Raw genomic sequence first — 24,570 nt, forward strand, 5'->3', positions numbered from 1 at the left:
AGCTCAAGCGATGTGGCGCCGTCTTCATGTGATCCACCGCTGGGCCGGCATCGCCCTGGGCCTGCTGGTGCTGCTGTGGCTGCTCTCGGGCCTGGTCATGCTCTTTGTGGCGCGGCCCGAGCTGCGCCCTGAAGAGCGCCAGCGGGCGCTGGCCGAGCTGCCCGCGCAGGCCCCTGCGGTGACGCCAGCCCAGGCCTGGGCGGCGCTGGGCGCCTCAGCCCCAGCGGAGGCGGGCGGCCTGCGCCTGCAGCAGCAGCTAGGCCGGCCGGTCTATCTGCTGCAGACGGGCAAGCGCTGGCGGGCGGTCGATGGTCTCAGCGGCCAGCCGCGGCCGCCGCTCGATGCGGCCCAGGCTGCCGAGCTGGCCCGCACCTATGCCCGTGGCCTGAGCGGGCGCCCGCTGGAGCTGGCCGAGCTGGAGCTGCTGGAGCGCGACCAGTGGACGGTGTACAGCCGCTTCAATGCGCAGCGCCCGTTCTACCGCGCGGCCTTTCGCGACGACGAGGGCCTGGAGCTTTACATCGGCCAGGCCAGCGGTGAGCTGCTGCTGGACACGCGCCGCTGGGAGCGGGCCTGGAACTGGCTGGGCTCGGTCACGCACTGGATCTACATCACGCCGCTGCGCCAGCACACAGAACTCTGGCGCCAGATCATTCTCTGGAGCAGCGGCGCGGCGGCGCTGATGTGTGTGCTGGGCCTGATGCTGGGCCTGCAACGCCTGCGCCTGCGGCGCCGCTACGCCAGCGGCAGTGTCTCGCCCTACCGCGAGCGTTGGCAGCGCTGGCACCATCTGCTGGGCCTGGGCGGCGGCGCGGTGCTGCTGGCCTGGTTGTTCAGCGGCTGGCTGTCCATGGGCCCCGGGGGCTGGCCCGGCGGCGATGGCGAGGCCGCGCGGCAGGAGCGCCAGCGCTGGCAGGGCAGCAGCCTGCCCATTGCCTCCCTGGCGCTGCCCGCGCCTCGGCCGGGCGTGGTGGAGCTGGAGGCGCTGCGCTTTCAATCGCAGACCTGGTGGCTGGCGCGCCTGGCCCAGGGCGGCAGTGAGTTGATCTCGCCCGAGGGTCAGGTCTTGCCCCAGGGCTTGAGCGAGGCGCAGCTGAAGACCGCCGGCCAGGCCCTGCGGCCCGATCAGGCGCTGCGGGGCGGCCAGTGGCTGCACGAGGGCGACCTGTACTACTACCCGCTGCGCCACCACCCGCGCAGCTTTCCCGTCTACCGCCTGGACTATGCCGACGGCGTGAGTGTCTACCTCGACCCGCGCAGCGCCCGCATCGCCTTGCGCCTGGACGCCGCCGGCCGCTGGAACCGCTGGCTCTTCCACGCCCTGCATCGCTGGGACCTGCCGCCCTTGCTCGGCCTGGGCTGGGCGCGCGATGCCTGGGTCATCGCCCTGAGCCTGGCCGGCCTGGCGCTGACGACCGCGGGTGCCGTGCTCGGCTGGCGCCGCCTGCGCGGACGCCGCCCCTCCATACTCAAACGCCCTTCCGGCCAGAAAGCCCTTGCCACGCCATGAATGACGACGAACTCTCCCCACCGACTTCGGACGCGCCCATCGTCCGCCCCAAGATCGCCAGCTACCGCCGCCATTTGCTCGTCTGCACCGGCCCGCGCTGCACGGCCGACGGCGAGGCCCAGGCCTTGTTCGACAGCCTGGGCGAGAAGTTCAAGGCCGCCGGCCTGCACGAGGGCGAGCTGCGCGTGAAGCGCAGCCGGGTCAGCTGCTTTGCCGCCTGCAAGGGCGGGCCGGTGATGTGCGTGCAGCCCGATGGCACCTGGTACTTCAATGCCCGGGGAGGGAACCTGGACCGCATCATCACCGAGCATCTGCGCGACGGCCGGCCGGTGGCCGAGCTGGTCTTCCACCAGGGGCCGGGCTGCAGTGATGAAGAAGCGGCTGAGCCATGAGCGGCACCAGCAAGCCGGGGCGGGTGAGCCTGGTCGGCGCCGGGCCGGGCGCGGCCGATCTGCTCAGCCTGCGGGCGCTGCGCCGCATCGAGGCGGCCGAGGTGGTGGTGCATGACCGCCTGATCTCGCCCGAGATCATGGAGTTGCTGCCGGCGCGGGCCGAGCGCATCAATGTGGGCAAGGCGGCGGGCGCGCACATGGTGGGCCAGGCGCAGATCCATGCCATCCTGATCGAGCAGGCGCGTGCCGGCCGTGAGGTGGTGCGGCTCAAGGGCGGCGACCCCTTTGTCTTCGGCCGCGGCGGCGAGGAGATGCTGGCCTTGCGCGAGGCCGGCATTGACTGCGAGGTGGTGCCGGGCATCACGGCCGCCAGCGGCTGCGCGGCGGCGGCCGGCATCCCGCTGACGCAGCGCGGCATGGCGCGCGCCTGCGTGTTCCTGGCCGGGCAGCTGGCCGACGAAGGCACGCCTTTTGATGAGCAGCTCGACTGGCCGGCCTTGGCGCGGCCAGGGCAGACGCGGGTGTTCTACATGGGCATCGCCCGCCTGCCGCGCATCGCCGGGCAGCTGATGGCCCATGGCCTGAGCCCCGACACGCCGGCCGCCATCGTGCAGGACGGCACGCGGCCGGGTCAGCGGGTGCTGGCCTGCCGCCTGAGCCGCCTGCTGGAGCGGGCGCCGGCCTACGGGCCACGACCGGGCCTGCTGATCATTGGCGAGGCGGTGGCCCTGAGCCCGGACTACCAGGCGGATTGAACCTGGAGCCGGGCGGCCGGCACGACAATGCGGGCGACAATGTGGGGATGAGCGACACCAAACCCATCCTGCTGCTGGTCGACGGTTCCAGCTATCTCTACCGCGCCTACCACGCCATGCCCGATCTGCGCGGGCCCGAGGGCGTGGCCACCGGCGCCATCCACGGCATGGTGGCCATGATGAAACGCCTGCGCGATCAGGTCGCAGCCGAGCATGCGGTGTGCGTGTTCGATGCCAAGGGCCCGACCTTCCGCGATGAGTGGTACCCCGAGTACAAGGCCCAGCGCGCGCCCATGCCCGATGCGCTGCGCGAACAGATCGCCCCCATCCACGAGGTGGTGCAGCTGCTGGGCTGGCCGATTCTGGAGGTGCCCGGCATCGAGGCGGACGACGCCATCGGCACCCTGGCCCGGGTCGCGGCCGAGGCCGGCCATGCAGTGGTGGTGTCCACCGGGGACAAGGACCTGGCGCAGCTGGTGACTCCGGACGTCACCCTGATCAACACCATGAACAAGGCGGCGCCCCCAGCTGCTGCGCAGCAGCCCCCCGAGGGGGCGCGCAGCGCACCTTGGGGCGGCCCGGCGGTGGACTGCGAAACGTTGGACATCCCCGGCGTGATCGCCAAGTTCGGCGTGCCGCCCGATCGCATCATCGATTACCTGACCCTGATGGGCGACACTGTGGACAACGTGCCGGGTGTCGAGAAGGTGGGTCCGAAGACGGCGGCCAAGTGGATTGCCGAGTACGGTTCGCTGGACGGCGTGATCGCCAGCGCCGACAAGATCAAGGGCGTGGCCGGTGAGAACCTGCGCAAGGCCCTGGACTGGCTGCCCATGGGCCGCAAGCTGGTCACCGTCAAGCTCGATTGCGACCTGTCGGGCCATGTGCCCAACTGGCCGGCGCTGGAAGCCCTGGCCCTGCGCGAGGTGGACCGCGCCGGCCTGCAGGATTTCTACACCCGCTATGGCTTCAAGACCTGGCTGAAGGAAATCAGCGGTGGTGCGTCCGGCACGTCCAAGGCGGCCGCACCGGTCAGCGGCGATCTGTTCGCCGACGCGCCGGCGGCAGCGCTGGCCGATGTGGAGCGCCGTTACGAGACGGTGCTGGACATGGCGCAGCTGCAGGACTGGATCGCCCGCATCGGCCGCGCACCCTTGGTGGCCCTGGACACCGAGACCGACTCTCTGGACCCGATGCAGGCCCGCATCGTCGGCATCTCCTTTGCCGTGGCGCCCGGCGAGGCCGCCTATGTGCCCCTGCGCCACGAGGGCCCGGATGCGCCGGTGCAGCTGGACCTGGCCGACGTGCTGGCCGCGCTGCAGCCCTGGCTGGAGGACGCGAACGCGCCCAAGCTGGGCCAGAACCTCAAGTACGACACCCATGTGCTGGCCAACCACGGCATTGCCCTGCGCGGCGTGCAGCATGACACTCTGCTTCAGAGTTATGTGCTGGAAGCGCACAAGACCCACGGCCTGGGCGCCCTGGGCGAGCGCTACCTGGGCCGCGCGGGCGTGAGCTACGAGGATTTGTGCGGCAAGGGCGCGCACCAGATCCCCTTCGCCCAGGTCGATGTGGCCAAGGCGGCCGAGTACTCGTGTGAAGACTCGGACATGTGCTTGCAGGTCCACCAGATCCTGTGGCCGCGCATCGAGGCCGAGCCCGGCCTGCTGCGCATCTACCGCGACATCGAGATGCCCAGCAGCGCCTTGCTGGCCCGCATCGAGCGCACCGGCGTGCTGATCGACCCCGAGCTGCTGCAGGCGCAAAGCCATGAGCTGGGCCAGCGCCTGCTGGCCCTGGAGCAGGAGGCCTACGACATCGCCGGCCAGCCTTTCAACTTGGGCTCGCCCAAGCAGATCGGCGAGATTCTGTTCACCAAGCTGGGCCTGCCTGTGATCAAGAAGACCGCAACCGGCGCGCCCTCCACCGACGAAGAGGTGCTGGAAAAACTCTCGCTCGACTACCCGCTGCCGGCCAAGCTGCTCGAGTACCGCGGCCTGGCCAAGCTCAAGAGCACTTACACCGACAAGCTGCCGTTGATGGTGAACGCCCGCACCCACCGGGTGCACACCAACTACGCGCAGGCGGTGGCGGTGACCGGGCGCCTGTCCAGCAACGACCCCAATCTGCAGAACATTCCCATCCGCACCGCGGAAGGCCGGCGTGTGCGCGAGGCTTTTGTCGCGCCGCCGGGCCATGTGATCGTCAGTGCCGACTATTCGCAGATCGAGCTGCGCATCATGGCCCATATCAGCGAGGACCCGGGCCTGCTGCGCGCCTTCGGCGAAGGCCTGGACGTGCACCGTGCCACCGCCTCCGAGGTGTTCTCGACGCCTCTGGGCGAGGTCACCAGCGAGCAGCGCCGTTATGCCAAGACCATCAATTTCGGCCTGATCTACGGCATGGGCGCCTTCGGTCTGGCCCAGTCCCTGGGCATCGAGCAAAAGGCGGCGCGTGACTACATCGAGCTCTACTTCCACCGCTTTGCCGGCGTGAAGCACTATATGGACAGCACCAAGGCACGCGCGGCCGAGCTGGGCTATGTCGAGACCTTGTTCGGCCGGCGCATCTACCTGCCCGAGATCAAGGGCGGCAACGGCCCGCGCAAGGCCGGTGCCGAGCGTCAGTCCATCAACGCACCCATGCAGGGCACGGCGGCCGATCTGATCAAGCTGGCCATGCTGGCGGTGCAGGCCGAGCTGGATGCAAGCGCCAAGTCCACCCGCATCGTCATGCAGGTGCACGACGAACTGGTCTTCGAGGTGCCCGAGGCCGAGCTGGACTGGGTGCGCCGCGAGGTGCCGCGCCTGATGGCCGGCGTGGCCCAGCTCAAAGTGCCGCTGCTGGCCGAGGTGGGCGTGGGCCCGAACTGGGAACAGGCCCACTGAGACGGGTTTTCACCGAGGTGGGCTCTGCCAAATGGCACAGGCCGAACGGCGCCCCCGGGGAAAACCCCTGTCATTTGCTTGTGCTACAGCGGGTGGACTCAGGGTGCGCCCTCTAGGTCGACTTCGCCTGATATGAGAAATTCTTCACAGCCCCGGGGAGTTGTGGGCGTGACTTATTTCTCATCCAAGGAATTCAAATGACAACGATGCAAACCGCACGCAAGCTGATTCTTGGTGCCGTGGCCGCCGCAGCCATGGCCATGACCGGCGCTGCTCAAGCTGATATCAAGCCGGCCAAATCGGCGCTGGGCCAGTTGGCCAGCCGTGGCGTCTCCGTCAGCGGTGCACCTTATGAATCCGCAGTCAACGCCCTGACTTCGCAAGCCGTGGATGTCACGGGCATCCAGAGCTTCGGCGAGTTCGGCGACGCCGGCAATGTGGTGCTGAACTTCTACGTGGGCGCTTTTGCCACCATCACCAGCGTGGACTGGAACGTCAACCTGACCGCCAACGACCCGAGCTGGCTGTCGGAACTGACCCTGGCCTTTGGCAGCTCGGCCGGCGGCGACGGCGTGGTCTTCAACCCTGGCTTTGGCGACGATGACTCGGGCACCAACAGCTACTCGGGTTCGGCCAGCCTGGTCGATCTGGGCCTGTCCTTCCAGGTGGGCGCCGATGGCATCCTGCGCCTGGAGTTCCACGAAGGTTTTGACGACGCCAGCGTCAACCCCGACGGTGTCTGGAACTCCGGCAACGTCACCTTCGGCGTTGCTGCGGCCGTTCCGGAACCCAGCACCTACGGCATGATGGCCCTGGGCCTGCTGGGCGTGGCCGCCGTGGCCCGCCGCCGCAAGAGCGCCTGATTCTTGGGCTGAGCCGCAGGCCTCGTGCCTGCCGGAGGTTCAGCCAATCAGCGTTGACCCGTCCCCACCTCGGTGCGGACGGGTTTGTTTTTTTCGGCCGGCGCTCGGCTCATCTGGGCCGGCAGCCTCGCGGACCCGGCTGCGATCCGAGGGCGAACCAAAAAAAGCCGGTCAGAAAGACCGGCCTTTTGAAGTGCAGCAGCTGCTGCTGGCTTTAGTTTCAGGCGTGGCGCTGGCGGCGTCGCGCCGCGAAGGCGGCCGCCAGTGCCAGAGGCAGCAGGGCCAGGCTGCTGGGCTCGGGCACCTTGTTGAGGTCTTTGAAGTCCAGATCGAACAGGGCCATGTCGCGCGTGGCGTTCAGGCCCGGGACACGGTCACCGTCAAAGCTGCCATTGCGCACGGTGAACAAGCCGGTCAGCTGGATGTCTTGCAGCGCTGCACCTTGGTACAGCTGGTAGCTGATGCCGGGGTAGACACCGCCGGGGTAGCTGTTGCCCAGTTCCACGCCGTTGAGGGCGATGTCGAACAGATCCACATCGATGGCGGGCGACCTCTGTTTGTCCTGCACGGTCAGGGTGATCGAGCCGTAGCTCTTGCCGATCAGTTGGCTGTTGACGCTGTTCAAGCTGCCTTTGGGGGCGAAGATGGAGCTACCAGACCCCAGTTTGTACGTGCCATCCTGGTTGGTGCGCACGCCCCAGCGGATGTCGAAGTTGGCGGCGCCGGTGGCAGCCGAGTAGTTGTATTCGAAGGCGAACTTGGTCGAACCCGAGCCCCAGCCTGTGCCCGCCATATTGGCGGTTTGGCTGTTCGTCTTGTCCAGGCTGTATTTGGCGGAGCTGCTGCTCACGCTCAACTTGGCTTCCTGCGCCTGATCCAGCACAGGCCCAGCCACAGCCAGGCCGCTGGCTGCGAAAAGAATGGACAAGGCTGCGCCCGCGCGGGCCGTGCTCGCGTTCAAAAACATGATGAGTAGTTCCCTCGTGAAGTGGCTCGAAGCACATCGGTCGTGGGCTGGCCGCCCGCCAACTCGTGGCTTTCGTTTACTGCTGCTAACAGTTTAGAGTTCGCCCTCAAAACACAACACCCCGCAAGCTCGGGGTGCGAATTGCGAAAGAGGCTGACTTGCTTTTGAACGAATGATGATTAATCGAAAGATTTTTCAATTTGTATCTTTTGATTTGGTGGGTGATCAGGCGGCCCCGGTTTGGATGCGCGGCTGGCGTCAGCGCCGGCAGGGTGCCGAAGCGGGCTGAGGCCCGGCCGGCCTGCAGCTCGGCCCGGTGGCGTGGTGCCGGTCGGGTAGCATCGCGGCCATGAATTGGCCTTATGAATTGCAGATCGGCTGGCGTTACACGCGGGCCGGGCGGGGAGGGCGGCGCAACCGCTTCATTTCCTTCATCTCCGGGGTGTCCATGCTGGGCATTGCGCTCGGGGTGGCGGCGCTGATCATCGTGCTCTCGGTGATGAATGGCTTCCAGAAGGAAGTGCGCGACCGCATGCTCTCGGTGATCGCCCATATCGAGCTGCAGTCCTACCAGGGTCAAGCCTTGCCCGATTGGCAGGCAACCGCTGCGCAGGCCAAACAGAACCCGGCCGTGATCGGCGCGGCACCCTTCATTGCCACCCAGGTCTTGATCGCCCGCGGCGAGGACATGCGTGGCGCGGTGGTGCGCGGCATCTCGCCGGCCGAGGAGGCCACGGTCACGCCGCTGGCGGCCGAGCTGAAGGACGGGCCGCTGTCACGCCTGCGCTCGGGCGAGTGGGGCATCTTGCTCGGCTCCGAGCTGGCCCGTGCCCTGGGCGTGCGTGAGGGCGACAAGATCACCCTGGTGGCGCCCAACGGCCAGGTCACGCCGGCCGGTGTGGTGCCGCGGCTGAAGCAGTTCACCTTGGTCGGCACTTTTCATGCCGGACATTACGAGTACGACACGGGCATGGCGCTGATCCATGTCGACGATGCGGCGCGCTTTTTTCAGGTTGAGGGTCCGACGGGTGTTCAACTCAAGCTCAAGCAAGCGCTGAGCGCGCGCCAAGTGGCGGGGGAACTGGCCCAGGCCCTCGGCCCCGAGATTTACGTGCGCGACTGGACCCGCACCAATGCCAACTGGTTCGATGCGGTGCAGGTGGAAAAGCGCTTGATGAGCATCATCCTGACCCTGATCGTCGCCGTGGCCGCTTTCAACCTGGTCTCGACCCTGGTGATGACGGTGACCGACAAGCAGGCCGACATCGCCATCCTGCGCACCCTGGGCGCCAGCCCGCGCTCCATCATGGGTGTCTTCATGGTCCAGGGCGCCGCCTCGGGCGTGATCGGCACGGCCTCGGGCGTGGGCCTGGGCCTGCTGGTGGCCTTCAATATCGATGTGATCGTGCCGGCCATCGAGCGCTTGCTCAATGTCAGCTTCCTGCCCGGCAGCATTTATCTGATCAGCCGCATGCCCAGCGATCCGCAATGGGGCGATATCGTGCCCATCGGCGTGACGTCCCTGATCCTGGCCTTCTTGGCCACCTTGTATCCGAGCTGGCGTGCCAGCCGCGTTCAACCCGCGGAGGCGCTGCGTTATGAGTAATTCTTCTTCGCCCCTGATTTTGGAAGGGCGGGGCCTGAGCCGCCGCTTCAGCGAAGGCGAGCTCGATGTGCAGGTGCTCTCGGGCGTGGATCTGCAGGTGCGCCGTGGTCAGACCCTGGCCATCGTCGGCGCCTCCGGTTCGGGCAAGTCCACCTTGCTGCATCTGCTCGGTGGCCTGGACAAGCCCAGCGCCGGCCGCGTCGATCTGATGGGCCGCAATCTGGCCGAGATGGGCGAGCCCGAGCTGGGCCGCTGGCGCAACCAGCACCTGGGCTTTGTCTACCAGTTCCACCACCTGCTGCCTGAGTTCAGCGCGCTGGACAATGTGGCCATGCCCTTGCGCATCCGCCGCCAGACCCAGGAGCAGGCGAGAGCCCGCGCGGCGGCCATGCTGCAGCGAGTGGGCCTGGGCGCGCGTCTGGCGCACCGGCCGGCTGAGCTCTCGGGCGGCGAGCGCCAGCGTGTGGCGATTGCCCGCGCCCTGGTGACCGAGCCGGCCTGCGTGCTGGCCGACGAACCCACCGGCAACCTGGACCGCAGCACCGCGCAAGCGGTGTTCGAGCTGATGCTGGCCACGGCCCACGAGCTGGGCACCGCCTTTGTGCTGGTCACCCACGACCAGACCCTGGCGGCGCAATGTCAGCAGCAGCTGAGCCTGGTGGGCGGCACCATGCAGCCGGCCTTGGCCTGACCCTTTTCCCATCCCCTGATTTCCCTGCTTCCACGAGTGACCATGAGCCAAGACACCCGCTTCATCCTCAAGCTCAGCTGCCCGGACCGCGCCGGCATCGTCCATGCCGTGACCGGTTTTCTGTTGGAGCAGGGCGGCAATATCCTGACGTCGGCCCAGCATGGCGACGCCGACCACCAGCGCTTTTTCATGCGCATCGAGTTTGAGTGCGCGGCGCTGACGGAAGCCTCGGCCTTGCAGGCTGCTTTCCAGCCCCTGGCTGAACGCCTGCAGATGGACTGGGAGCTGGTGGCGCGCTCGGCCAAGACCCGCGTGCTGCTGCTGGTGTCCAAGCTCGGCCACTGCTTGAACGACCTGCTGTTCCGCGTGCAGACCGGGCACCTGCCGATCGAGATTCCGGCCATCGTCTCCAACCACCGCGATTTCTACCAACTCGCGGCCTCGCACAACATCCCGTTTCACCACTTCCCGCTGCTGAACTCGACCGAGGAGCAGAAGCAGGCCCAGGAGCGCAAGATCCGCGAGGTGATGGCCGAGAACCAGATCGATCTGGTCGTGCTGGCTCGCTATATGCAGATCCTCTCGCCCGAGCTCTGCCGCGACCTCTCGGGCCGGGCCATCAACATCCACCACAGTTTCTTGCCCAGCTTCAAGGGCGCCAAGCCTTACCACCAGGCCTATGAGCGCGGCGTCAAGCTGATCGGCGCGACCGCGCATTACGTGACCTCGGACCTGGATGAAGGCCCCATCATCGAGCAGGAGGTGGCCCGCATCGACCACAGCCTGCCGCCCGAGCAACTGGTGGCCATCGGCCGCGACACCGAGTGCGTGACCCTGGCCCGTGCTATCCAGTGGCATGCCGAGCACCGCATCCTGCTGAACGGCCGCCGCACGGTGGTGTTCCGCTGATCGATCACCGTTTGCGGAGACCTTGGCATGTGGATTGACAGCCACTGCCACCTCGATGCGCCCGAGTTTGATGGCGACCGTGCCGCCGTGGTGGCGCGTGCTCGCGCGGCCGGTGTGCAGCAGATCGTGCTGCCGGCGGTGGCGGCCTTTGATTTCGACACGGTGCGCGAGCTGGCCCATGCGCATGGATTTGTCTATGCCCTGGGCATCCATCCGCTGTACGTGATGCAGGCCAGCGAGCAAGACCTGACCCTGCTGGCCGAGCAGTTGGAGCGCCACCGCAGCGACCCGCGCCTGGTGGCCATCGGCGAGATCGGCCTGGATTTCTTTGTGCCCGGTCTCGATGCCGAGCGTCAGCGCTTCTTCTATCTGGAGCAGCTCAAGCTGGCGCGGCGTTTTGAGCTGCCGGTGCTGCTGCATGTGCGGCGCAGTTCCGATCAGTTGCTGGCCGGGCTGCGGCGCTTGCCGGTATGCGGCGGGATTGCCCATGCCTTCAATGGCAGCGCGCAGCAGGCCCAGGCTTTCGTGGACTTGGGCTTCAAGCTGGGCTTTGGCGGCACGCTGACCTTCGAGCGCTCGCAGCAGATCCGCCGCCTGGCGGCCGAGCTGCCGGCCGAGAGCCTGGTGCTGGAGACCGATGCGCCCGACATTCCGCCGCATTGGCTGTACAAAACCGCCGAGCAGCGTTCGAGCGGCGAGGCCATGGGCCGCAACGAGCCGGCCGAGCTGCCACGTATCGCCGAGAGCCTGGCCGCGCTGCGGGGTTGGAGCCTGGGCCAGACCGCGGCGATCACCAGTGCGAACGCGCGGGTGGCGCTGCCGCGGCTGGGCGGGCTCATCGAGCCGGGGGGGCCTGCATAGGGTTGGCTGCGGAGCTGCTGCCTACGACGTCGCGGGCGGCGTGCCGCGCGAACTGGCCGAGCGTTCGGCCCTCATCTGCTTCGATCTCGGGAATCGCTCGGGCTGCCCTGGCTGTGCGACCAGATCGCCGACTTGCCCGGCGATCCGCATTGGCAGATGCTGGCCAAGGGCCTTCGTTCAGCGTCGATCGGCGAGCGCCCAAGCGAGGGCTGCATCGACGCCGCGTCGCAAATCGGCCCAGGTGGTCGGCACAAACTTGTCGGGCTGGAGTCCGTCGGCCGACGGCGCGTCGAAGCGGTACATCCGCTTCGAATAGTTGACGCGCCGCTTGCTGTGAGGCAGCACGAAACCGTCCATGTCCTGATAGCCGACCGGATTGGCACCTGTTGGCTCTCCGACCAGTGTGGCGTTGAATAGCTGCCGGAACTGCGCGGCATTGCTCATGCCGGCCGAGAAGGTCGTGGGGCCGATGAGGGCATAGATGCCGCCGTTCCAGTCGAGCTCATCGACAAGAATCATCTGGTGCGCAAAGCTGAGCCCGACGAAGAAGTCGCCGCCGCCGTTTTCGCGCAGGTCGATGATGAGCTTGCGGATCCGATGCTTGCGCAGGTAGGACTGGACCTTGGCGGCGAAGCGCTCCATCTCGGGAAATGACGGATATTGCGCGAAGTAGAGGTAAGCGGTTGCCTGTGCTGGATCCGCGCTGAGCCACAGCCGGTTGGAAACTTCGGCAACCTTGCGTCCGAGCGGCACCGTGTCGGGCGCGATGGTCGCGCTGAGCTGCTCGTAGTAGTCGTCGCTGCGCAGAGCGGTCAACAGCGCTGCTTGCGGCTTGCCGACATCATCGACGAATTCGAAGCGGGCCTGGCGTGGCTGGCGCGTTACGCCGAGACCATAGAGGACCTCCGCGACATTGGCGTGATTGGCCGTCTGGCGCCGCAGCGACTGCGTGTTCTCGACCACCTGGGCGACCGGCGCCAGCTGTTCCTGCAGTTTTGACGCCGCCATCCCGTCGACCGCGACGAGCTTCGATCCGAGTAGCTGACGGAAGGCTGGGGTCGTGCGGACGACGCGCAACTCGCCCTCGATCGATCGGAAGGCAATCGGGTAGCGGTGATGCTCGGCATCCCAGTAGGCCAGGTGGGTGTGGCCGTCGCCGACGAGCCGCGTGATGCGCATCAGTTCGACGACGATCTGCGGTTCATTGAGGCGAGGTAGTGCGTTCTCGAGTCCTGCGAGTGCGGCAGTGAACTCGGTTTTTGAGATCCGGTGGTAGAGGCGAATATGGCGAGCCTCCAGGGTTCGCCGATAGACGGCGAGATCGTGCTGCCAGCGCTGCACCTCGACTGGTTCGAGCGCGGCCGCGACATTCGATGTCAGCGCTAGGACTGCAAACAGCGCATACCGGCGCCATGCGGGCTTTAGATTCATACGGGCTTTCTCTTGGTTTCGCCGCGCATGGGAACGCGTCGACACGGGCCGTGCTTCTGATTGGATGCAGCGTTTCGGTGTTCGAGTCGGCCCAGCAACCGGCACTCGATGTTGCGGCGCTGGCTGTTGCTCTCGCGATCAACGGCTACGCGGCGCAATCGGTGCAACAGCAAGGGACAGGCGGCGACACCGAAGCTGCGACGGTGGCCTTGTGCGCGGCGGAGTGTATCTGCCTGTCATGGTCGATTCGATCTTCTGGCGGTCGATAATCCAAGCCGCCAGCGCAGCCAGCGCAGCCAGCGCAGCCACCGCAGCCAGGGCCGTCAGGCCGAAGTCGAGAACCTGGCAGCTGATGATTTGCCAGATGGCTTCGACAGTCACGATGAGGAATGAACCTTTTGATGCGGGTGGACAGGATGGGTCGATGACGGCAAAGCAGGTGCCGGCTGCACAGCCCGCCAGATGGCAAGGTCTGGCCCCGATCTGGGCGCCTGACGCACGCCTGCTGCTGCTGGGCAGCTTCCCCAGCGTCGCCTCCTTGGCCTCGCAGCAGTACTACGGCCATCCGCGCAACCAGTTTTGGCCGCTGCTGTCGGCGCTCTGGGGTCAGGACTTGCGCGTGTTGGGCTACGAGGAGCGACTGTCGGCGGCGCGCGCACGAGGGCTGGCGATCTGGGATGTCTATGCCGCCTGCGAGCGCGATGGCAGCCTGGACAGCGCGATCCGCGCCGCCGAGCCGAACGATCTGTTGGGCCTTGCCGCGCGCATGCAGGGGCTGCAGGCGGTGGCGCACAACGGCGGCGAATCGGCCCGCCATATCAAGGTGACCCAGCGCCTGGGCCTGCCGGTTTACCGCCTTCCGTCCAGCAGCCCGGCCAATGCCAGCTGGTCCTTCGAACGCAAGCTGGCGGCCTGGCGAGAAGTGTTCGCGTGCCATGGTCTACTTGCCCCATGAGCAAGACAAAGCAGCAAAACAAGAAGTCCGACTGGATTCCCGCGACCCTGAGCGAGTACGACGGCGTGCGCTTCCTCCACCTGGACTCGATCTGGGTGCAGGGCGCCATGCGCATCCGCAAGCCCCAGCATCTGGAGCTGGAATACATCCAGCGCATGATGGCCTGGATGCTCTGGCGCCCGAGCGCCGAGCTGCGCAGCGGCCACGCCCTGCAACTGGGCCTGGGCGCCGGGGCCATCACCCGCTTTTGCCACAAGGTGCTGCGCATGAAGACCACGGCCGTGGAGCTGAACCCCACGGTGATCCAGGCCTGCCGCATGTGGTTCCACCTGCCCGAGGACGACAAACGCCTCACGGTGATCAACGAGGATGCCGGTCAGTGGGTGGCGAAGCCGGAGCATCTGCAAACGGTCGATGTGCTCAACATCGACCTCTACGACCACGAGGCTGCCGGCCCGGTGCTGGACGATGAAGAGTTCTACCGCCATTGCCATGGCTTGTTGGTGGACGGTGGCCTGATGACGGTGAACCTCTTCGGCCGCGACGCCAGCTTTGCCGCCAGCGCGCGCCGTGTGGCGGCCATCTTCGGCTCGGACCAGGTCTGGAGCCTGACGCCGACCAAGGAGGGCAACACCGTGTTGGTGGCGGCGCGCGGCGTGGTGGTGCCGGATCGTGAGGAGCTGGAGCGCCGAGCGGCTAATATCGAGTCGCTGTTCGAGCTGCCGGCGCGCAAATGGCTGCGCATGGTGCGGCCCCTGCCTGTGAGCATTCTCAACCCCATTTGAGCGCGGAGCGTCTCTTCTCCATCATGAATGCCAAGCCCAAGACCAGCGCCTCCGCATCGGCTTCAATCGCCTCTTCCTCTGCCTCATCGTGCAACACGCCGGCCGCCGCGGGCGGCTCCAGCGGCGAAGGCCGGCTGGAATGGCGCACCCTGCTGCATTGGTTGCAGGAAGATGGCTTGATCGACGAGGCCCAGGTGCTGCGCACCGAGGGCCGTTTCGCTGCGGGTGACAGCTCGCTGCACCCGCTGGTGCGCCTGGGCCACGGCGGCTTGACGCGCAGCAACACGGGCAAGCCGCTCGATGTGGATGCGCTGTCAGAGTGGCTGGCCGAGCGGGCCAAGCTGCCGTATTTGCGCATCGACCCGCTCAAGGTCGATGTGGGCCGGGTGTCGGACGTGATGTCGGTCGGCTATGCCGAGGCCAAGCGCTGTCTGCCGCTGCTGGTGGGCGTGACCGAGGTGACCATCGCCACCTCGGAGCCTTTTGACACCGGCTGGGTGGCCCAAATTGAAGCCCATGTGCGCAAGCCCATCAAGCTGGTGGTGGCCAACCCGCTGGAGATTGCGCGCTACACGACCGAGTTCTTCACGCTGGCCCGCTCGGTGCGCGCCGCGGCCAAGGCGGGTGAGTCCAGCCAGGTGGCCAGCTTCGAGCAGCTGGTGGAGCTGGGCCGCAGCAACAAGCAGCTCGACGCCAACGACCAGGGTGTCGTGCAGGTGGTGGACTGGCTGTGGCAGTACGCCTTCGACCAGCGCGCCAGCGACATCCATCTGGAGCCGCGCCGCGAGATGGGCGTGATCCGTTTCCGCATCGACGGCGTGCTGCACACCGTCTACCAGCTGCCGCCCACGGTGATGAGCGCGATGACCTCGCGCATCAAGCTGCTCGGCCGCATGGATGTGGTGGAGCGCCGCCGGCCGCTGGATGGCCGCATCAAGACGCGCAATCCGGCTGGGGACGAGGTGGAAATGCGCCTCTCCACCTTGCCCACCGCTTTTGGCGAAAAGATGGTGATGCGGATCTTCGACCCCGACACCGCCGTCAAGGATTTGTCCATGCTGGGCTTTTCCAGCCACGACAGCGAGCGCTGGGAGAAGCTGGTGACCCAGGCCCACGGCATCATTCTGGTGACGGGCCCGACCGGCAGCGGCAAGACCACCACGCTGTACTCCACGCTCAAGCGCCTGGCGACCGACGAGGTCAATGTCTGCACCATCGAAGACCCGATCGAAATGATCGAGCCGGCCTTCAACCAGACCCAGGTGCAGACGGCCTTGGACTTCGGTTTCGCCGAGGGCCTGCGCGCCCTGATGCGCCAGGACCCGGACATCATCATGGTCGGCGAAATCCGCGACCTGGCCACGGCCGAGATGGCGATTCAGGCGGCGCTGACGGGCCATCTGGTCTTCAGCACCTTGCACACCAACGATGCCGCAGCGGCCATCACGCGGCTGACGGATCTGGGTGTGCCGTCCTATCTGATCAGCGCCACGGTGATTGGCGTGCTGGCCCAGCGTCTGGTGCGTACCTTGTGCAACCACTGCAAGGTGCCCGATCCCAGCGTCACCCGCGACACCTTGAACGATATGCTCAAGCACTGGCGCATGAACGGCGGCGTCAAACCCTACAAGCCGGTCGGTTGCCTGGAGTGCCGCAACACCGGCTACCGCGGTCGTGCGGGCTTGTACGAACTGTTGACGGTGGGCGAGACGGTCAAGTCGCATTTGCACCCCACACCCGACATCTCGGCCCTGCGCCGCCAGGCCATGCAGGAGGGCTTGCGGCCGCTGCGCCTGGCTGGCGCCATGAAGGTGGCCGAAGGTGTGACCACGCTGGAAGAGATCCTGCGCAGCACGCCGCAGTGGCAGACCTGAGGCGCAGGCCCAGCTCCAGCCCCAGCAGAGCCGCAATGGCGACCCGCAGCGATTACGTGTAAGCCACAAGCGCAGCGCTACAGGGGGCTCCCTAGAATCCCGCTTCATCGCAGCTAGAAGCAGAAAAAGGGATTCCCCATGAAGATCAAGAGTCAAAGAGACTTCTGGTCCGGGTTGATGTTTGTGCTGGTCGGGGTGGTGTTTGCCTGGGCCTCCACCGAGTACAACTTTGGCTCCTCCGCCCGGCCCGGCCCGGGCTACTTCCCCTTCGGCCTGGGGGTCTTGCTGGCCTTGCTGGGCGGCTTGGTGCTGTTCAAGGCCCTGACCTTGGAATCCGAAGGTGGCGACCCGATCGGCCCGGTGGCCTGGCGGCCCTTGCTGGTCATCACGGCTGCCATTGTGTTGTTTGGTCTGGCCTTGCCTCGCCTGGGTTTGCTGATGACCTTGCCCCTGGTGATCGTGCTGGCCGCTGCGGCCGGTGACGAATTCAGCTGGAAGGATGCGCTGCTCAGCACTGTGATTCTGACGGTGGGCAGCTGGGTCATCTTCGTCTGGGGCCTGAAGCTGGTGATCCCAGTCTGGCCCACCATCTTCGGCAACTGAGGACTCGCGCATGGACTTGCTGAACAATCTCGCGCTGGGTTTTCACACGGCGCTGACCCTACAGAACTTGCTTTACGCCTTTGGTGGCGCTTTGCTGGGCACCTTGATTGGCGTGCTCCCGGGCCTGGGCCCGGTGGCGACCATTGCCATGTTGCTGCCTTCGATCTACGCGCTGGACGCCACGCCTGCCTTGATCATGCTGGCCGGTATCTATTACGGTGCGCAATACGGTGGCTCGACCACGGCCATCCTGATCAATGTGCCGGGTGAATCGAGCTCGGTGGTGACCGCCATCGATGGCTACCAGATGGCTCGCCAGGGGCGCGCCGGTGCCGCATTGGCCGCCGCAGGCCTCGGTTCCTTCTTCGCGGGCTGTGTGGGCACGATCATCATCGCGGCCTTCGCGCCGCCGCTGACCGAGCTGGCCTTCAAGTTCGGCCCGGCTGAATACTTCTCACTGATGGTGCTGGGCTTGATCGGTGCCGTGGTCCTGGCTTCGGGTTCGCTGATCAAGGCGATTGCCATGATCTTGCTGGGCTTGTTGCTGGGCCAGATCAACACCGATGTGATCTCGGGCACGCCGCGTTTCTCCTTCGACATCCCCGAGCTGACCGATGGCCTGGGCTTTGTGGTCATCGCCATGGGCGTGTTCGGCTTCGGCGAGATCATTGCCAATCTGGGCAAGCCGGCGGAACACCGCGAGGTCTTCACCAAGGATGTGAAGGGCTTGTGGCCGACACGCCAGGACTTCGCTGATGCATGGCCGGCAGTGCTCCGTGGCACCACCTTGGGCTCCATCCTGGGTGTCTTGCCCGGTGGCGGCGCCTTGCTGGCCTCGTTCGCGGCCTACACCTTGGAGAAGAAGGTCGCTCGCAACCCGCGCGTGCCTTTCGGCAAGGGCGCGATTCAGGGTGTGGCTGGCCCCGAGTCGGCCAACAACGCCGGCGCGCAGACCAGCTTCATCCCCATGCTGACGCTTGGCATTCCGCCGAACGCCGTGATGGCCTTGATGGTGGGCGCCATGACCATCAAGGGCATCCAGCCTGGCCCCCAGGTCATGACCAGCAACCCGGAGCTGTTCTGGGGGCTGATCGCCTCGATGTGGGTTGGCAATCTGATGCTGATCGTGCTGAACCTTCCCTTGATCGGAATCTGGATCAAGCTGCTGACGGTGCCTTATCGCTTCCTGTTCCCGGCCATCGTCACCTTCTGCTGCATTGGCTCCTACACCCTGAACAACAACAACTTCGATGTGTTCGTGACGGCAGGTTTTGCTGTCGTGGGCTACATCTTCTACAAGTTGAGCTGCGAACCCGCACCCTTGCTGCTGGGCTTCATCCTCGGCCCCATGATGGAAGAGAACCTGCGCCGAGCCTTGCTGTTGTCGCGCGGTGACTGGGGCACGTTCATGACCCGCCCTCTGTCTGCCGGCCTGCTGATTGCCGCGCTGCTGATGGTGGTGGTGGTCATGCTGCCTTCCATCAAGAGCAAGCGGGAAGAGGCCTTCCAGGAAGACTGAGGAGAGCCAGTTGCGGGCCTGTGGCGCCTCGAATGAGGCGTCCAGCCGCTTCTGCCAGACACGGAAAGAGGGGGCTTCGGCCCCTTCTTGCATTTCGGCGGTAGCAACACGGCTCTGTGTAGTCGAGGGCGAGCCGCTGGGGGAGCGCGCGTCGTAAGTAGCTTGGTCGATGCTGGAGCTAGCTACCCCACATGCCGCCTGGGCCACGGCTGATCAGCGACCTTCATCGAGAAAATTGCAAAAATCTTTGCAAAGCCAAAAATTCCTGTGCTACAGTAGAGGGCTTCGCTGCACAGAAACACTCCTTCGGAAGTCAGCAAGTGGCTCGAAAGAGTTGCTTGAGTATCTGGGTGGCGAGGATCGAAGCGATTCGATGTGATTTGAGATTCAAAACAAATCTTGCAGAAATGCTTGACGAGTAGAAAGAAAATCAGTCATAATCTCGCTTCTGTGCTGTTGACGAGCTGCAAAGCAGTCGACAGGCGCAAGATTCGATGCAAGTCGGTCTTGTCAAGATGAGCTTGGCTCTCTTGGTTCTTTAAAAATTAACAGCCGATAAGCGTGGGCGTTTGAAGGTGAGTTTTGATGCTCGGTGACGAGTATCAAGTCTCTTAGACTTTAAACGCTCACGGAAATTAGATGGAATCATGTAAATGGTTTCGTCGATTCCGTTGAGTAAATCAAGATCGAACTGTAGAGTTTGATCCTGGCTCAGATTGAACGCTGGCGGCATGCCTTACACATGCAAGTCGAACGGTAACAGGTTAAGCTGACGAGTGGCGAACGGGTGAGTAATGTATCGGAACGTGCCCAGTCGTGGGGGATAACTACTCGAAAGAGTGGCTAATACCGCATACGACCTGAGGGTGAAAGCGGGGGACCGTAAGGCCTCGCGCGATTGGAGCGGCCGATATCAGATTAGCTAGTTGGTGGGGTAAAAGCCCACCAAGGCGACGATCTGTAGCTGGTCTGAGAGGACGACCAGCCACACTGGGACTGAGACACGGCCCAGACTCCTACGGGAGGCAGCAGTGGGGAATTTTGGACAATGGACGCAAGTCTGATCCAGCCATGCCGCGTGCGGGAAGAAGGCCTTCGGGTTGTAAACCGCTTTTGTCAGGGAAGAAACGAGTTTCTCTAATACAGAGACTTAATGACGGTACCTGAAGAATAAGCACCGGCTAACTACGTGCCAGCAGCCGCGGTAATACGTAGGGTGCAAGCGTTAATCGGAATTACTGGGCGTAAAGCGTGCGCAGGCGGTTATGCAAGACAGAGGTGAAATCCCCGGGCTCAACCTGGGAACTGCCTTTGTGACTGCATAGCTAGAGTACGGCAGAGGGGGATGGAATTCCGCGTGTAGCAGTGAAATGCGTAGATATGCGGAGGAACACCGATGGCGAAGGCAATCCCCTGGGCCTGTACTGACGCTCATGCACGAAAGCGTGGGGAGCAAACAGGATTAGATACCCTGGTAGTCCACGCCCTAAACGATGTCAACTGGTTGTTGGGAGGGTTTCTTCTCAGTAACGTAGCTAACGCGTGAAGTTGACCGCCTGGGGAGTACGGCCGCAAGGTTGAAACTCAAAGGAATTGACGGGGACCCGCACAAGCGGTGGATGATGTGGTTTAATTCGATGCAACGCGAAAAACCTTACCTACCCTTGACATGCCAGGAATCCTGCAGAGATGTGGGAGTGCTCGAAAGAGAACCTGGACACAGGTGCTGCATGGCCGTCGTCAGCTCGTGTCGTGAGATGTTGGGTTAAGTCCCGCAACGAGCGCAACCCTTGTCATTAGTTGCTACGAAAGGGCACTCTAATGAGACTGCCGGTGACAAACCGGAGGAAGGTGGGGATGACGTCAGGTCATCATGGCCCTTATGGGTAGGGCTACACACGTCATACAATGGCCGGTACAGAGGGCTGCCAACCCGCGAGGGGGAGCTAATCCCAGAAAACCGGTCGTAGTCCGGATCGTAGTCTGCAACTCGACTGCGTGAAGTCGGAATCGCTAGTAATCGCGGATCAGCTTGCCGCGGTGAATACGTTCCCGGGTCTTGTACACACCGCCCGTCACACCATGGGAGCGGGTTCTGCCAGAAGTAGTTAGCCTAACCGCAAGGGGGGCGATTACCACGGCAGGGTTCGTGACTGGGGTGAAGTCGTAACAAGGTAGCCGTATCGGAAGGTGCGGCTGGATCACCTCCTTTCTAGAAAATGGTCGAGCAGTTGTTTGCTGCATGCAGCAGATGACCAGCGAGATCCACATGACTCATTTTTAAGCGCCCACACTTATCGGCTGTGAATACAACATCAGAGTAATAGCGTGAGCCTGCCGAGCTGGCCTCAACAGGCGAGCGTTACTGAGAGGCAGTGCACGCAAGAAACGCGTGGGTCTGTAGCTCAGTCGGTTAGAGCACCGTCTTGATAAGGCGGGGGTCGCTGGTTCGAATCCAGCCAGACCCACCACGGATTTGAAGAGATCCCGGGGGATTAGCTCAGCTGGGAGAGCACCTGCTTTGCAAGCAGGGGGTCGTCGGTTCGATCCCGTCATCCTCCACCAATTACTCTGTGCCATGGTTGACAAACCAAAGCATCCGTTGCGCGAAGGCGTGAGCGGTTGTTCTGGTTTGTCAGTCATAAGGCTCGAAAGAGTCGGCTGTTGTTCTTTAACAATTTGTAGAGTCGAATCAGCGCTGCTAGCGGAAAGCGCCATCTCGTAAAGGGGGTGAGCGTACCGTGCCGCTAGTAGCTTTTGATTGCGTCAAACACAAGACTTCAACTGAGCAAGAAATTGTTTAGGTATGAAGAACGGCGTAACGCGTGAATACTCAATAAACGTATGGAGCTGAGAGGCTCTGTACGAGTCCTTGACGACAGTGCAGTCAGCGCTGTCAAAGTTATAGGGTCAAGTGACTAAGTGCATGTGGTGGATGCCTTGGCGATTACAGGCGACGAAGGACGTGATAGCCTGCGATAAGCTTCGGGGAGCTGGCAAATTAGCTTTGATCCGGAGATTTCCGAATGGGGAAACCCACCCCGCGAGGGGTAACTCTGACTGAATACATAGGTCATTGTGGCGAACCGGGTGAACTGAAACATCTCAGTAGCTCGAGGAAAAGACATCAACCGAGATTCCGAAAGTAGCGGCGAGCGAAATTGGAGTAGCCTTTACGTTTTAGCATCGTGTATATCAGAACGGAATGGAAAGTCCGGCCATAGCGGGTGATAGCCCCGTATGAGAAATGCTGCGGTGTGGAACTAAGCGTAAGACAAGTAGGGCGGGACACGAGAAATCCTGTCTGAATATGGGGGGACCATCCTCCAAGGCTAAATACTCGTAATCGACCGATAGTGAACTAGTACCGTGAGGGAAAGGCGAAAAGAACCCCGGGAGGGGAGTGAAATAGATCCTGAAACCGCATGCATACAAAAAGTAGGAGCCCGCAAGGGTGACTGCGTACCTTTTGTATAATGGGTCAGCGACTTACATTCAGTGGCGAGGTTAACCGAATAGGGAAGCCGTAGAGAAATCGAGTCCGAATAGGGCGAATTAGTCGCTGGGTGTAGACCCGAAACCAAGTGATCTATCCATGGCCAGGATGAAGGTACCGTAACAGGTGCTGGAGGTCCGAACCGACTAATGTTGCAAAATTAGCGGATGAGCTGTGGATAGGGGTGAAAGGCTAAACAAACTTGGAAATAGCTGGTTCTCTCCGAAAACTATTTAGGTAGTGCCTCAAGTATTACCATCGGGGGTAGAGCACTGTTATGGCTAGGGGGTCATGGCGACTTACCAAACCATTGCAAACTCCGAATACCGATGAGTACAGCTTGGGAGACAGAGCACCGGGTGCTAACGTCCGGACTCAAGAGGGAAACAACCCAGACCGCCAGCTAAGGTCCCCAAAATTGGCTAAGTGGGAAACGAAGTGGGAAGGCTAAAACAGTCAGGATGTTGGCTTAGAAGCAGCCATCATTTAAAGAAAGCGTAATAGCTCACTGATCGAGTCGTCCTGCGCGGAAGATGTAACGGGGCTAAGCCAGTTACCGAAGCTGCGGATGTGCAATTTATTGCACGTGGTAGGAGAGCGTTCTGTAAGCCTGTGAAGGTGGGTTGTGAAGCCTGCTGGAGGTATCAGAAGTGCGAATGCTGACATGAGTAGCGTTAAAGGGGGTGAAAAGCCCCCTCGCCGAAAGCGCAAGGTTTCCTACGCAACGTTCATCGGCGTAGGGTGAGTCGGCCCCTAAGGCGAGGCAGAGATGCGTAGCTGATGGGAAACAGGTAAATATTCCTGTACCGATCAATAGTGCGATGTGGGGACGGAGAAGGTTAGCTCAGCCAACTGTTGGAATAGTTGGTTCAAGCGTGTAGTCGTGCTCTTTAGGCAAATCCGGAGAGCTTAGATGAGGCGTGATAACGAGTCTGCTTGCAGACGAAGTGAGTGATACCCTGCTTCCAGGAAAAGCCACTAAGCTTCAGCTATTGACGACCGTACCGCAAACCGACACTGGTGCGCGAGATGAGTATTCTAAGGCGCTTGAGAGAACTCTGGAGAAGGAACTCGGCAAATTGACACCGTAACTTCGGAAGAAGGTGTGCCTCTAGTATGTGTAGAGATTTACTCTCGAAGCAGAATGGGGCCGCAGAGAATCGGTGGCTGCAACTGTTTATTAAAAACACAGCACTCTGCAAAGACGAAAGTCGACGTATAGGGTGTGACTCCTGCCCGGTGCTGGAAGATTAAATGATGGGGTGCAAGCTCTTGACTGAAGTCCCAGTAAACGGCGGCCGTAACTATAACGGTCCTAAGGTAGCGAAATTCCTTGTCGGGTAAGTTCCGACCTGCACGAATGGAGTAATGATGGCCACACTGTCTCCTCCAGAGACTCAGCGAAGTTGAAATGTTTGTGATGATGCAATCTCCCCGCGGAAAGACGGAAAGACCCCATGAACCTTTACTGTAGCTTTACATTGGACTTTGAACAGATCTGTGTAGGATAGGTGGGAGGCTTTGAAGTGAGGACGCTAGTTCTCATGGAGCCAACGTTGAAATACCACCCTGGTGTGTTTGAGGTTCTAACCTTGGTCCCTTATCGGGATTGGGGACAGTGTATGGTGGGCAGTTTGACTGGGGCGGTCTCCTCCCAAAGTGTAACGGAGGAGTTCGAAGGTACGCTAAATACGGTCGGAAATCGTGTTGATAGTGCATTGGCATAAGCGTGCTTGACTGCGAGACTGACAAGTCGAGCAGGTACGAAAGTAGGACAAAGTGATCCGGTGGTTCTGTATGGAAGGGCCATCGCTCAACGGATAAAAGGTACTCTGGGGATAACAGGCTGATACCGCCCAAGAGTTCATATCGACGGCGGTGTTTGGCACCTCGATGTCGGCTCATCTCATCCTGGGGCTGTAGCCGGTCCCAAGGGTATGGCTGTTCGCCATTTAAAGAGGTACGTGAGCTGGGTTTAAAACGTCGTGAGACAGTTTGGTCCCTATCTTCCGTGGGCGCTGCAAGATTGAGAGAGCCTGCTCCTAGTACGAGAGGACCGGAGTGGACGCACCTCTGGTGTATCGGTTGTCACGCCAGTGGCATCGCCGAGTAGCTAAGTGCGGAAGAGATAACCGCTGAAAGCATCTAAGCGGGAAACTCGTCTCAAGATGAGTCTTGCCGGGGCCTTGAGCCCCCTGAAGGGTCGTTCGAGACCAGGACGTTGATAGGCTGGGTGTGGAAGCGCAGTAATGCGTTAAGCTAACCAGTACTAATTGCCCGTGAGGCTTGACCCTATAACTTTGACAGTTCAGGCGATGGAAACATCAGCCGATCTGATCAAGGATTATTGAGGACACAAGTTATACCGTTCTTCAGAAGTCAGATCATTCAACGAAATGATCCAACGTGTGAACGCAATCAAAACCAGCTGATTCGAAGTGCAATACATGACGAACTCATGTATA

17 protein-coding genes, 2 tRNA genes and 2 rRNA genes are annotated in these 24,570 nt (G+C 62.8%); 18 read left to right on the forward strand and 3 right to left on the reverse strand.

Going from position 1 to position 24,570, the window contains the following annotated elements:
• Positions 1–10 precede the first annotated feature (10 nt).
• The 5 genes from C1O66_RS03265 to C1O66_RS03285 all read left to right on the forward strand — a co-directional run bounded on the left by C1O66_RS03265 (position 11) and on the right by C1O66_RS03285 (position 6,408).
• On the forward strand, positions 11–1,510 hold the full coding sequence (locus C1O66_RS03265; protein ID WP_102766542.1) for a PepSY domain-containing protein: 1,500 nt from the start codon (positions 11–13) through the stop codon (positions 1,508–1,510).
• A complete protein-coding gene (locus C1O66_RS03270) occupies positions 1,507–1,902 on the forward strand; it encodes a (2Fe-2S) ferredoxin domain-containing protein (RefSeq protein WP_102766543.1) in 396 nt (131 codons plus the stop codon). The genes C1O66_RS03265 and C1O66_RS03270 overlap by 4 nt, the downstream gene beginning before the upstream one ends.
• The gene (gene cobA, locus C1O66_RS03275; RefSeq protein ID WP_102766544.1) at positions 1,899–2,657 is read left to right on the forward strand and encodes a uroporphyrinogen-III C-methyltransferase; all 759 of its coding nucleotides are present in this window, start codon (positions 1,899–1,901) and stop codon (positions 2,655–2,657) included. The genes C1O66_RS03270 and cobA overlap by 4 nt, the downstream gene beginning before the upstream one ends.
• A 47-nt stretch (positions 2,658–2,704) precedes the next feature.
• A complete protein-coding gene (gene polA / locus C1O66_RS03280) occupies positions 2,705–5,545 on the forward strand; it encodes a DNA polymerase I (RefSeq protein WP_102766632.1) in 2,841 nt (946 codons plus the stop codon).
• Positions 5,546–5,742: 197 nt separating this feature from the next.
• Entirely contained in the window at positions 5,743–6,408 is a 666-nt protein-coding gene (locus tag C1O66_RS03285) for a PEP-CTERM sorting domain-containing protein (protein WP_207795887.1), read from the forward strand.
• Positions 6,409–6,628: 220 nt separating this feature from the next.
• On the opposite strand, the gene C1O66_RS03290 is transcribed toward C1O66_RS03285, so the two are convergent.
• On the reverse strand, positions 6,629–7,375 hold the full coding sequence (locus tag C1O66_RS03290; RefSeq protein WP_102766545.1) for a PEP-CTERM sorting domain-containing protein: 747 nt from the start codon (positions 7,373–7,375) through the stop codon (positions 6,629–6,631).
• Positions 7,376–7,724: 349 nt separating this feature from the next.
• Here C1O66_RS03290 and C1O66_RS03295 point away from each other — a divergent pair, with 349 nt between their 5' ends.
• Genes C1O66_RS03295 through C1O66_RS03310 form a run of 4 tightly spaced genes read left to right on the forward strand, consistent with a single transcriptional unit; the run spans position 7,725 to position 11,442 of the window.
• Positions 7,725–8,981 carry a lipoprotein-releasing ABC transporter permease subunit gene (locus C1O66_RS03295; protein WP_102766546.1) on the forward strand — a complete coding sequence of 419 codons (1,257 nt, stop codon included), beginning with the start codon at positions 7,725–7,727 and terminating at the stop codon, positions 8,979–8,981.
• Positions 8,974–9,672, forward strand: a complete 699-nt coding sequence (gene lolD / locus C1O66_RS03300) for a lipoprotein-releasing ABC transporter ATP-binding protein LolD (RefSeq protein ID WP_102766547.1) — start codon at positions 8,974–8,976, stop codon at positions 9,670–9,672. The genes C1O66_RS03295 and lolD overlap by 8 nt, the downstream gene beginning before the upstream one ends.
• 42 nt (positions 9,673–9,714) lie before the next feature.
• Positions 9,715–10,581, forward strand: a complete 867-nt coding sequence (purU, locus tag C1O66_RS03305) for a formyltetrahydrofolate deformylase (protein ID WP_102766548.1) — start codon at positions 9,715–9,717, stop codon at positions 10,579–10,581.
• A 27-nt stretch (positions 10,582–10,608) separates the two neighbouring features.
• Positions 10,609–11,442, forward strand: a complete 834-nt coding sequence (locus tag C1O66_RS03310) for a TatD family hydrolase (protein WP_102766549.1) — start codon at positions 10,609–10,611, stop codon at positions 11,440–11,442.
• A gap of 177 nt (positions 11,443–11,619) precedes the next feature.
• On the opposite strand, the gene C1O66_RS03315 is transcribed toward C1O66_RS03310, so the two are convergent.
• Together C1O66_RS03315 and C1O66_RS23525 are read right to left on the reverse strand one after the other, a co-directional pair.
• Positions 11,620–12,873: a S41 family peptidase gene (locus tag C1O66_RS03315; protein WP_133155082.1), complete on the reverse strand. Its 1,254-nt coding sequence runs from the start codon at positions 12,871–12,873 to the stop codon at positions 11,620–11,622.
• A gap of 138 nt (positions 12,874–13,011) precedes the next feature.
• Positions 13,012–13,254, reverse strand: coding sequence for a hypothetical protein (locus tag C1O66_RS23525; protein ID WP_133155083.1), 243 nt, complete (start codon positions 13,252–13,254; stop codon positions 13,012–13,014).
• Between the two features lie 43 nt (positions 13,255–13,297).
• Between C1O66_RS23525 and C1O66_RS03320 the strand changes: the two genes are divergently transcribed.
• From C1O66_RS03320 to C1O66_RS03360, 9 genes are all read left to right on the forward strand, one after another.
• Entirely contained in the window at positions 13,298–13,828 is a 531-nt protein-coding gene (locus C1O66_RS03320; RefSeq protein ID WP_102766551.1) for a DNA-deoxyinosine glycosylase, read from the forward strand.
• On the forward strand, positions 13,825–14,613 hold the full coding sequence (locus tag C1O66_RS03325; RefSeq protein WP_102766552.1) for a spermidine synthase: 789 nt from the start codon (positions 13,825–13,827) through the stop codon (positions 14,611–14,613). The genes C1O66_RS03320 and C1O66_RS03325 overlap by 4 nt, the downstream gene beginning before the upstream one ends.
• A gap of 23 nt (positions 14,614–14,636) precedes the next feature.
• On the forward strand, positions 14,637–16,487 hold the full coding sequence (locus C1O66_RS03330; RefSeq protein ID WP_102766553.1) for a GspE/PulE family protein: 1,851 nt from the start codon (positions 14,637–14,639) through the stop codon (positions 16,485–16,487).
• Positions 16,488–16,625: 138 nt separating this feature from the next.
• Positions 16,626–17,090, forward strand: coding sequence for a tripartite tricarboxylate transporter TctB family protein (locus tag C1O66_RS03335; RefSeq protein WP_102766554.1), 465 nt, complete (start codon positions 16,626–16,628; stop codon positions 17,088–17,090).
• Between the two features lie 10 nt (positions 17,091–17,100).
• Positions 17,101–18,609 (forward strand): tripartite tricarboxylate transporter permease, encoded by a 1,509-nt coding sequence (locus C1O66_RS03340; RefSeq protein WP_102766555.1) that lies wholly within the window; start codon positions 17,101–17,103, stop codon positions 18,607–18,609.
• Between the two features lie 688 nt (positions 18,610–19,297).
• Positions 19,298–20,821 (forward strand): 16S ribosomal RNA (locus C1O66_RS03345).
• Positions 20,822–21,003: 182 nt separating this feature from the next.
• Positions 21,004–21,080 (forward strand) — tRNA-Ile (locus C1O66_RS03350).
• A gap of 18 nt (positions 21,081–21,098) precedes the next feature.
• A tRNA-Ala gene (locus tag C1O66_RS03355) sits at positions 21,099–21,174 on the forward strand.
• A gap of 343 nt (positions 21,175–21,517) precedes the next feature.
• Positions 21,518–24,399: ribosomal RNA gene (locus C1O66_RS03360) — 23S ribosomal RNA — on the forward strand.
• Together the 16S and 23S rRNA genes with 2 tRNA genes alongside form the textbook arrangement of a ribosomal RNA operon.
• Positions 24,400–24,570: the final 171 nt, after the last annotated feature.

This window comes from Paucibacter aquatile (assembly GCF_002885975.1).
In the GTDB taxonomy this organism is placed as follows: domain Bacteria; phylum Pseudomonadota; class Gammaproteobacteria; order Burkholderiales; family Burkholderiaceae_C; genus Paucibacter_A; species Paucibacter_A aquatilis.

Bases quoted from the DNA above. Each gene is read 5' to 3' on its own strand.
- C1O66_RS03310 (WP_102766549.1), top strand. From the start codon at position 10,609: ATGTGGATTGACAGCCACTGCCACCTCGATGCGCCCGAGTTTGATGGC.
- C1O66_RS03320 (WP_102766551.1), top strand. From the start codon at position 13,298: ATGACGGCAAAGCAGGTGCCGGCTGCACAGCCCGCCAGATGGCAAGGT.
- cobA (WP_102766544.1), top strand. From the start codon at position 1,899: ATGAGCGGCACCAGCAAGCCGGGGCGGGTGAGCCTGGTCGGCGCCGGG.
- C1O66_RS03340 (WP_102766555.1), top strand. From the start codon at position 17,101: ATGGACTTGCTGAACAATCTCGCGCTGGGTTTTCACACGGCGCTGACC.
- C1O66_RS03270 (WP_102766543.1), top strand. From the start codon at position 1,507: ATGAATGACGACGAACTCTCCCCACCGACTTCGGACGCGCCCATCGTC.
- polA (WP_102766632.1), top strand. From the start codon at position 2,705: ATGAGCGACACCAAACCCATCCTGCTGCTGGTCGACGGTTCCAGCTAT.
- C1O66_RS03265 (WP_102766542.1), top strand. From the start codon at position 11: ATGTGGCGCCGTCTTCATGTGATCCACCGCTGGGCCGGCATCGCCCTG.
- C1O66_RS03295 (WP_102766546.1), top strand. From the start codon at position 7,725: ATGAATTGGCCTTATGAATTGCAGATCGGCTGGCGTTACACGCGGGCC.
- purU (WP_102766548.1), top strand. From the start codon at position 9,715: ATGAGCCAAGACACCCGCTTCATCCTCAAGCTCAGCTGCCCGGACCGC.
- C1O66_RS03315 (WP_133155082.1), bottom strand. From the start codon at position 12,873: ATGAATCTAAAGCCCGCATGGCGCCGGTATGCGCTGTTTGCAGTCCTA.
- C1O66_RS03290 (WP_102766545.1), bottom strand. From the start codon at position 7,375: ATGTTTTTGAACGCGAGCACGGCCCGCGCGGGCGCAGCCTTGTCCATT.
- C1O66_RS03325 (WP_102766552.1), top strand. From the start codon at position 13,825: ATGAGCAAGACAAAGCAGCAAAACAAGAAGTCCGACTGGATTCCCGCG.
- C1O66_RS03285 (WP_207795887.1), top strand. From the start codon at position 5,743: ATGACAACGATGCAAACCGCACGCAAGCTGATTCTTGGTGCCGTGGCC.
- lolD (WP_102766547.1), top strand. From the start codon at position 8,974: ATGAGTAATTCTTCTTCGCCCCTGATTTTGGAAGGGCGGGGCCTGAGC.
- C1O66_RS03335 (WP_102766554.1), top strand. From the start codon at position 16,626: ATGAAGATCAAGAGTCAAAGAGACTTCTGGTCCGGGTTGATGTTTGTG.
- C1O66_RS03330 (WP_102766553.1), top strand. From the start codon at position 14,637: ATGAATGCCAAGCCCAAGACCAGCGCCTCCGCATCGGCTTCAATCGCC.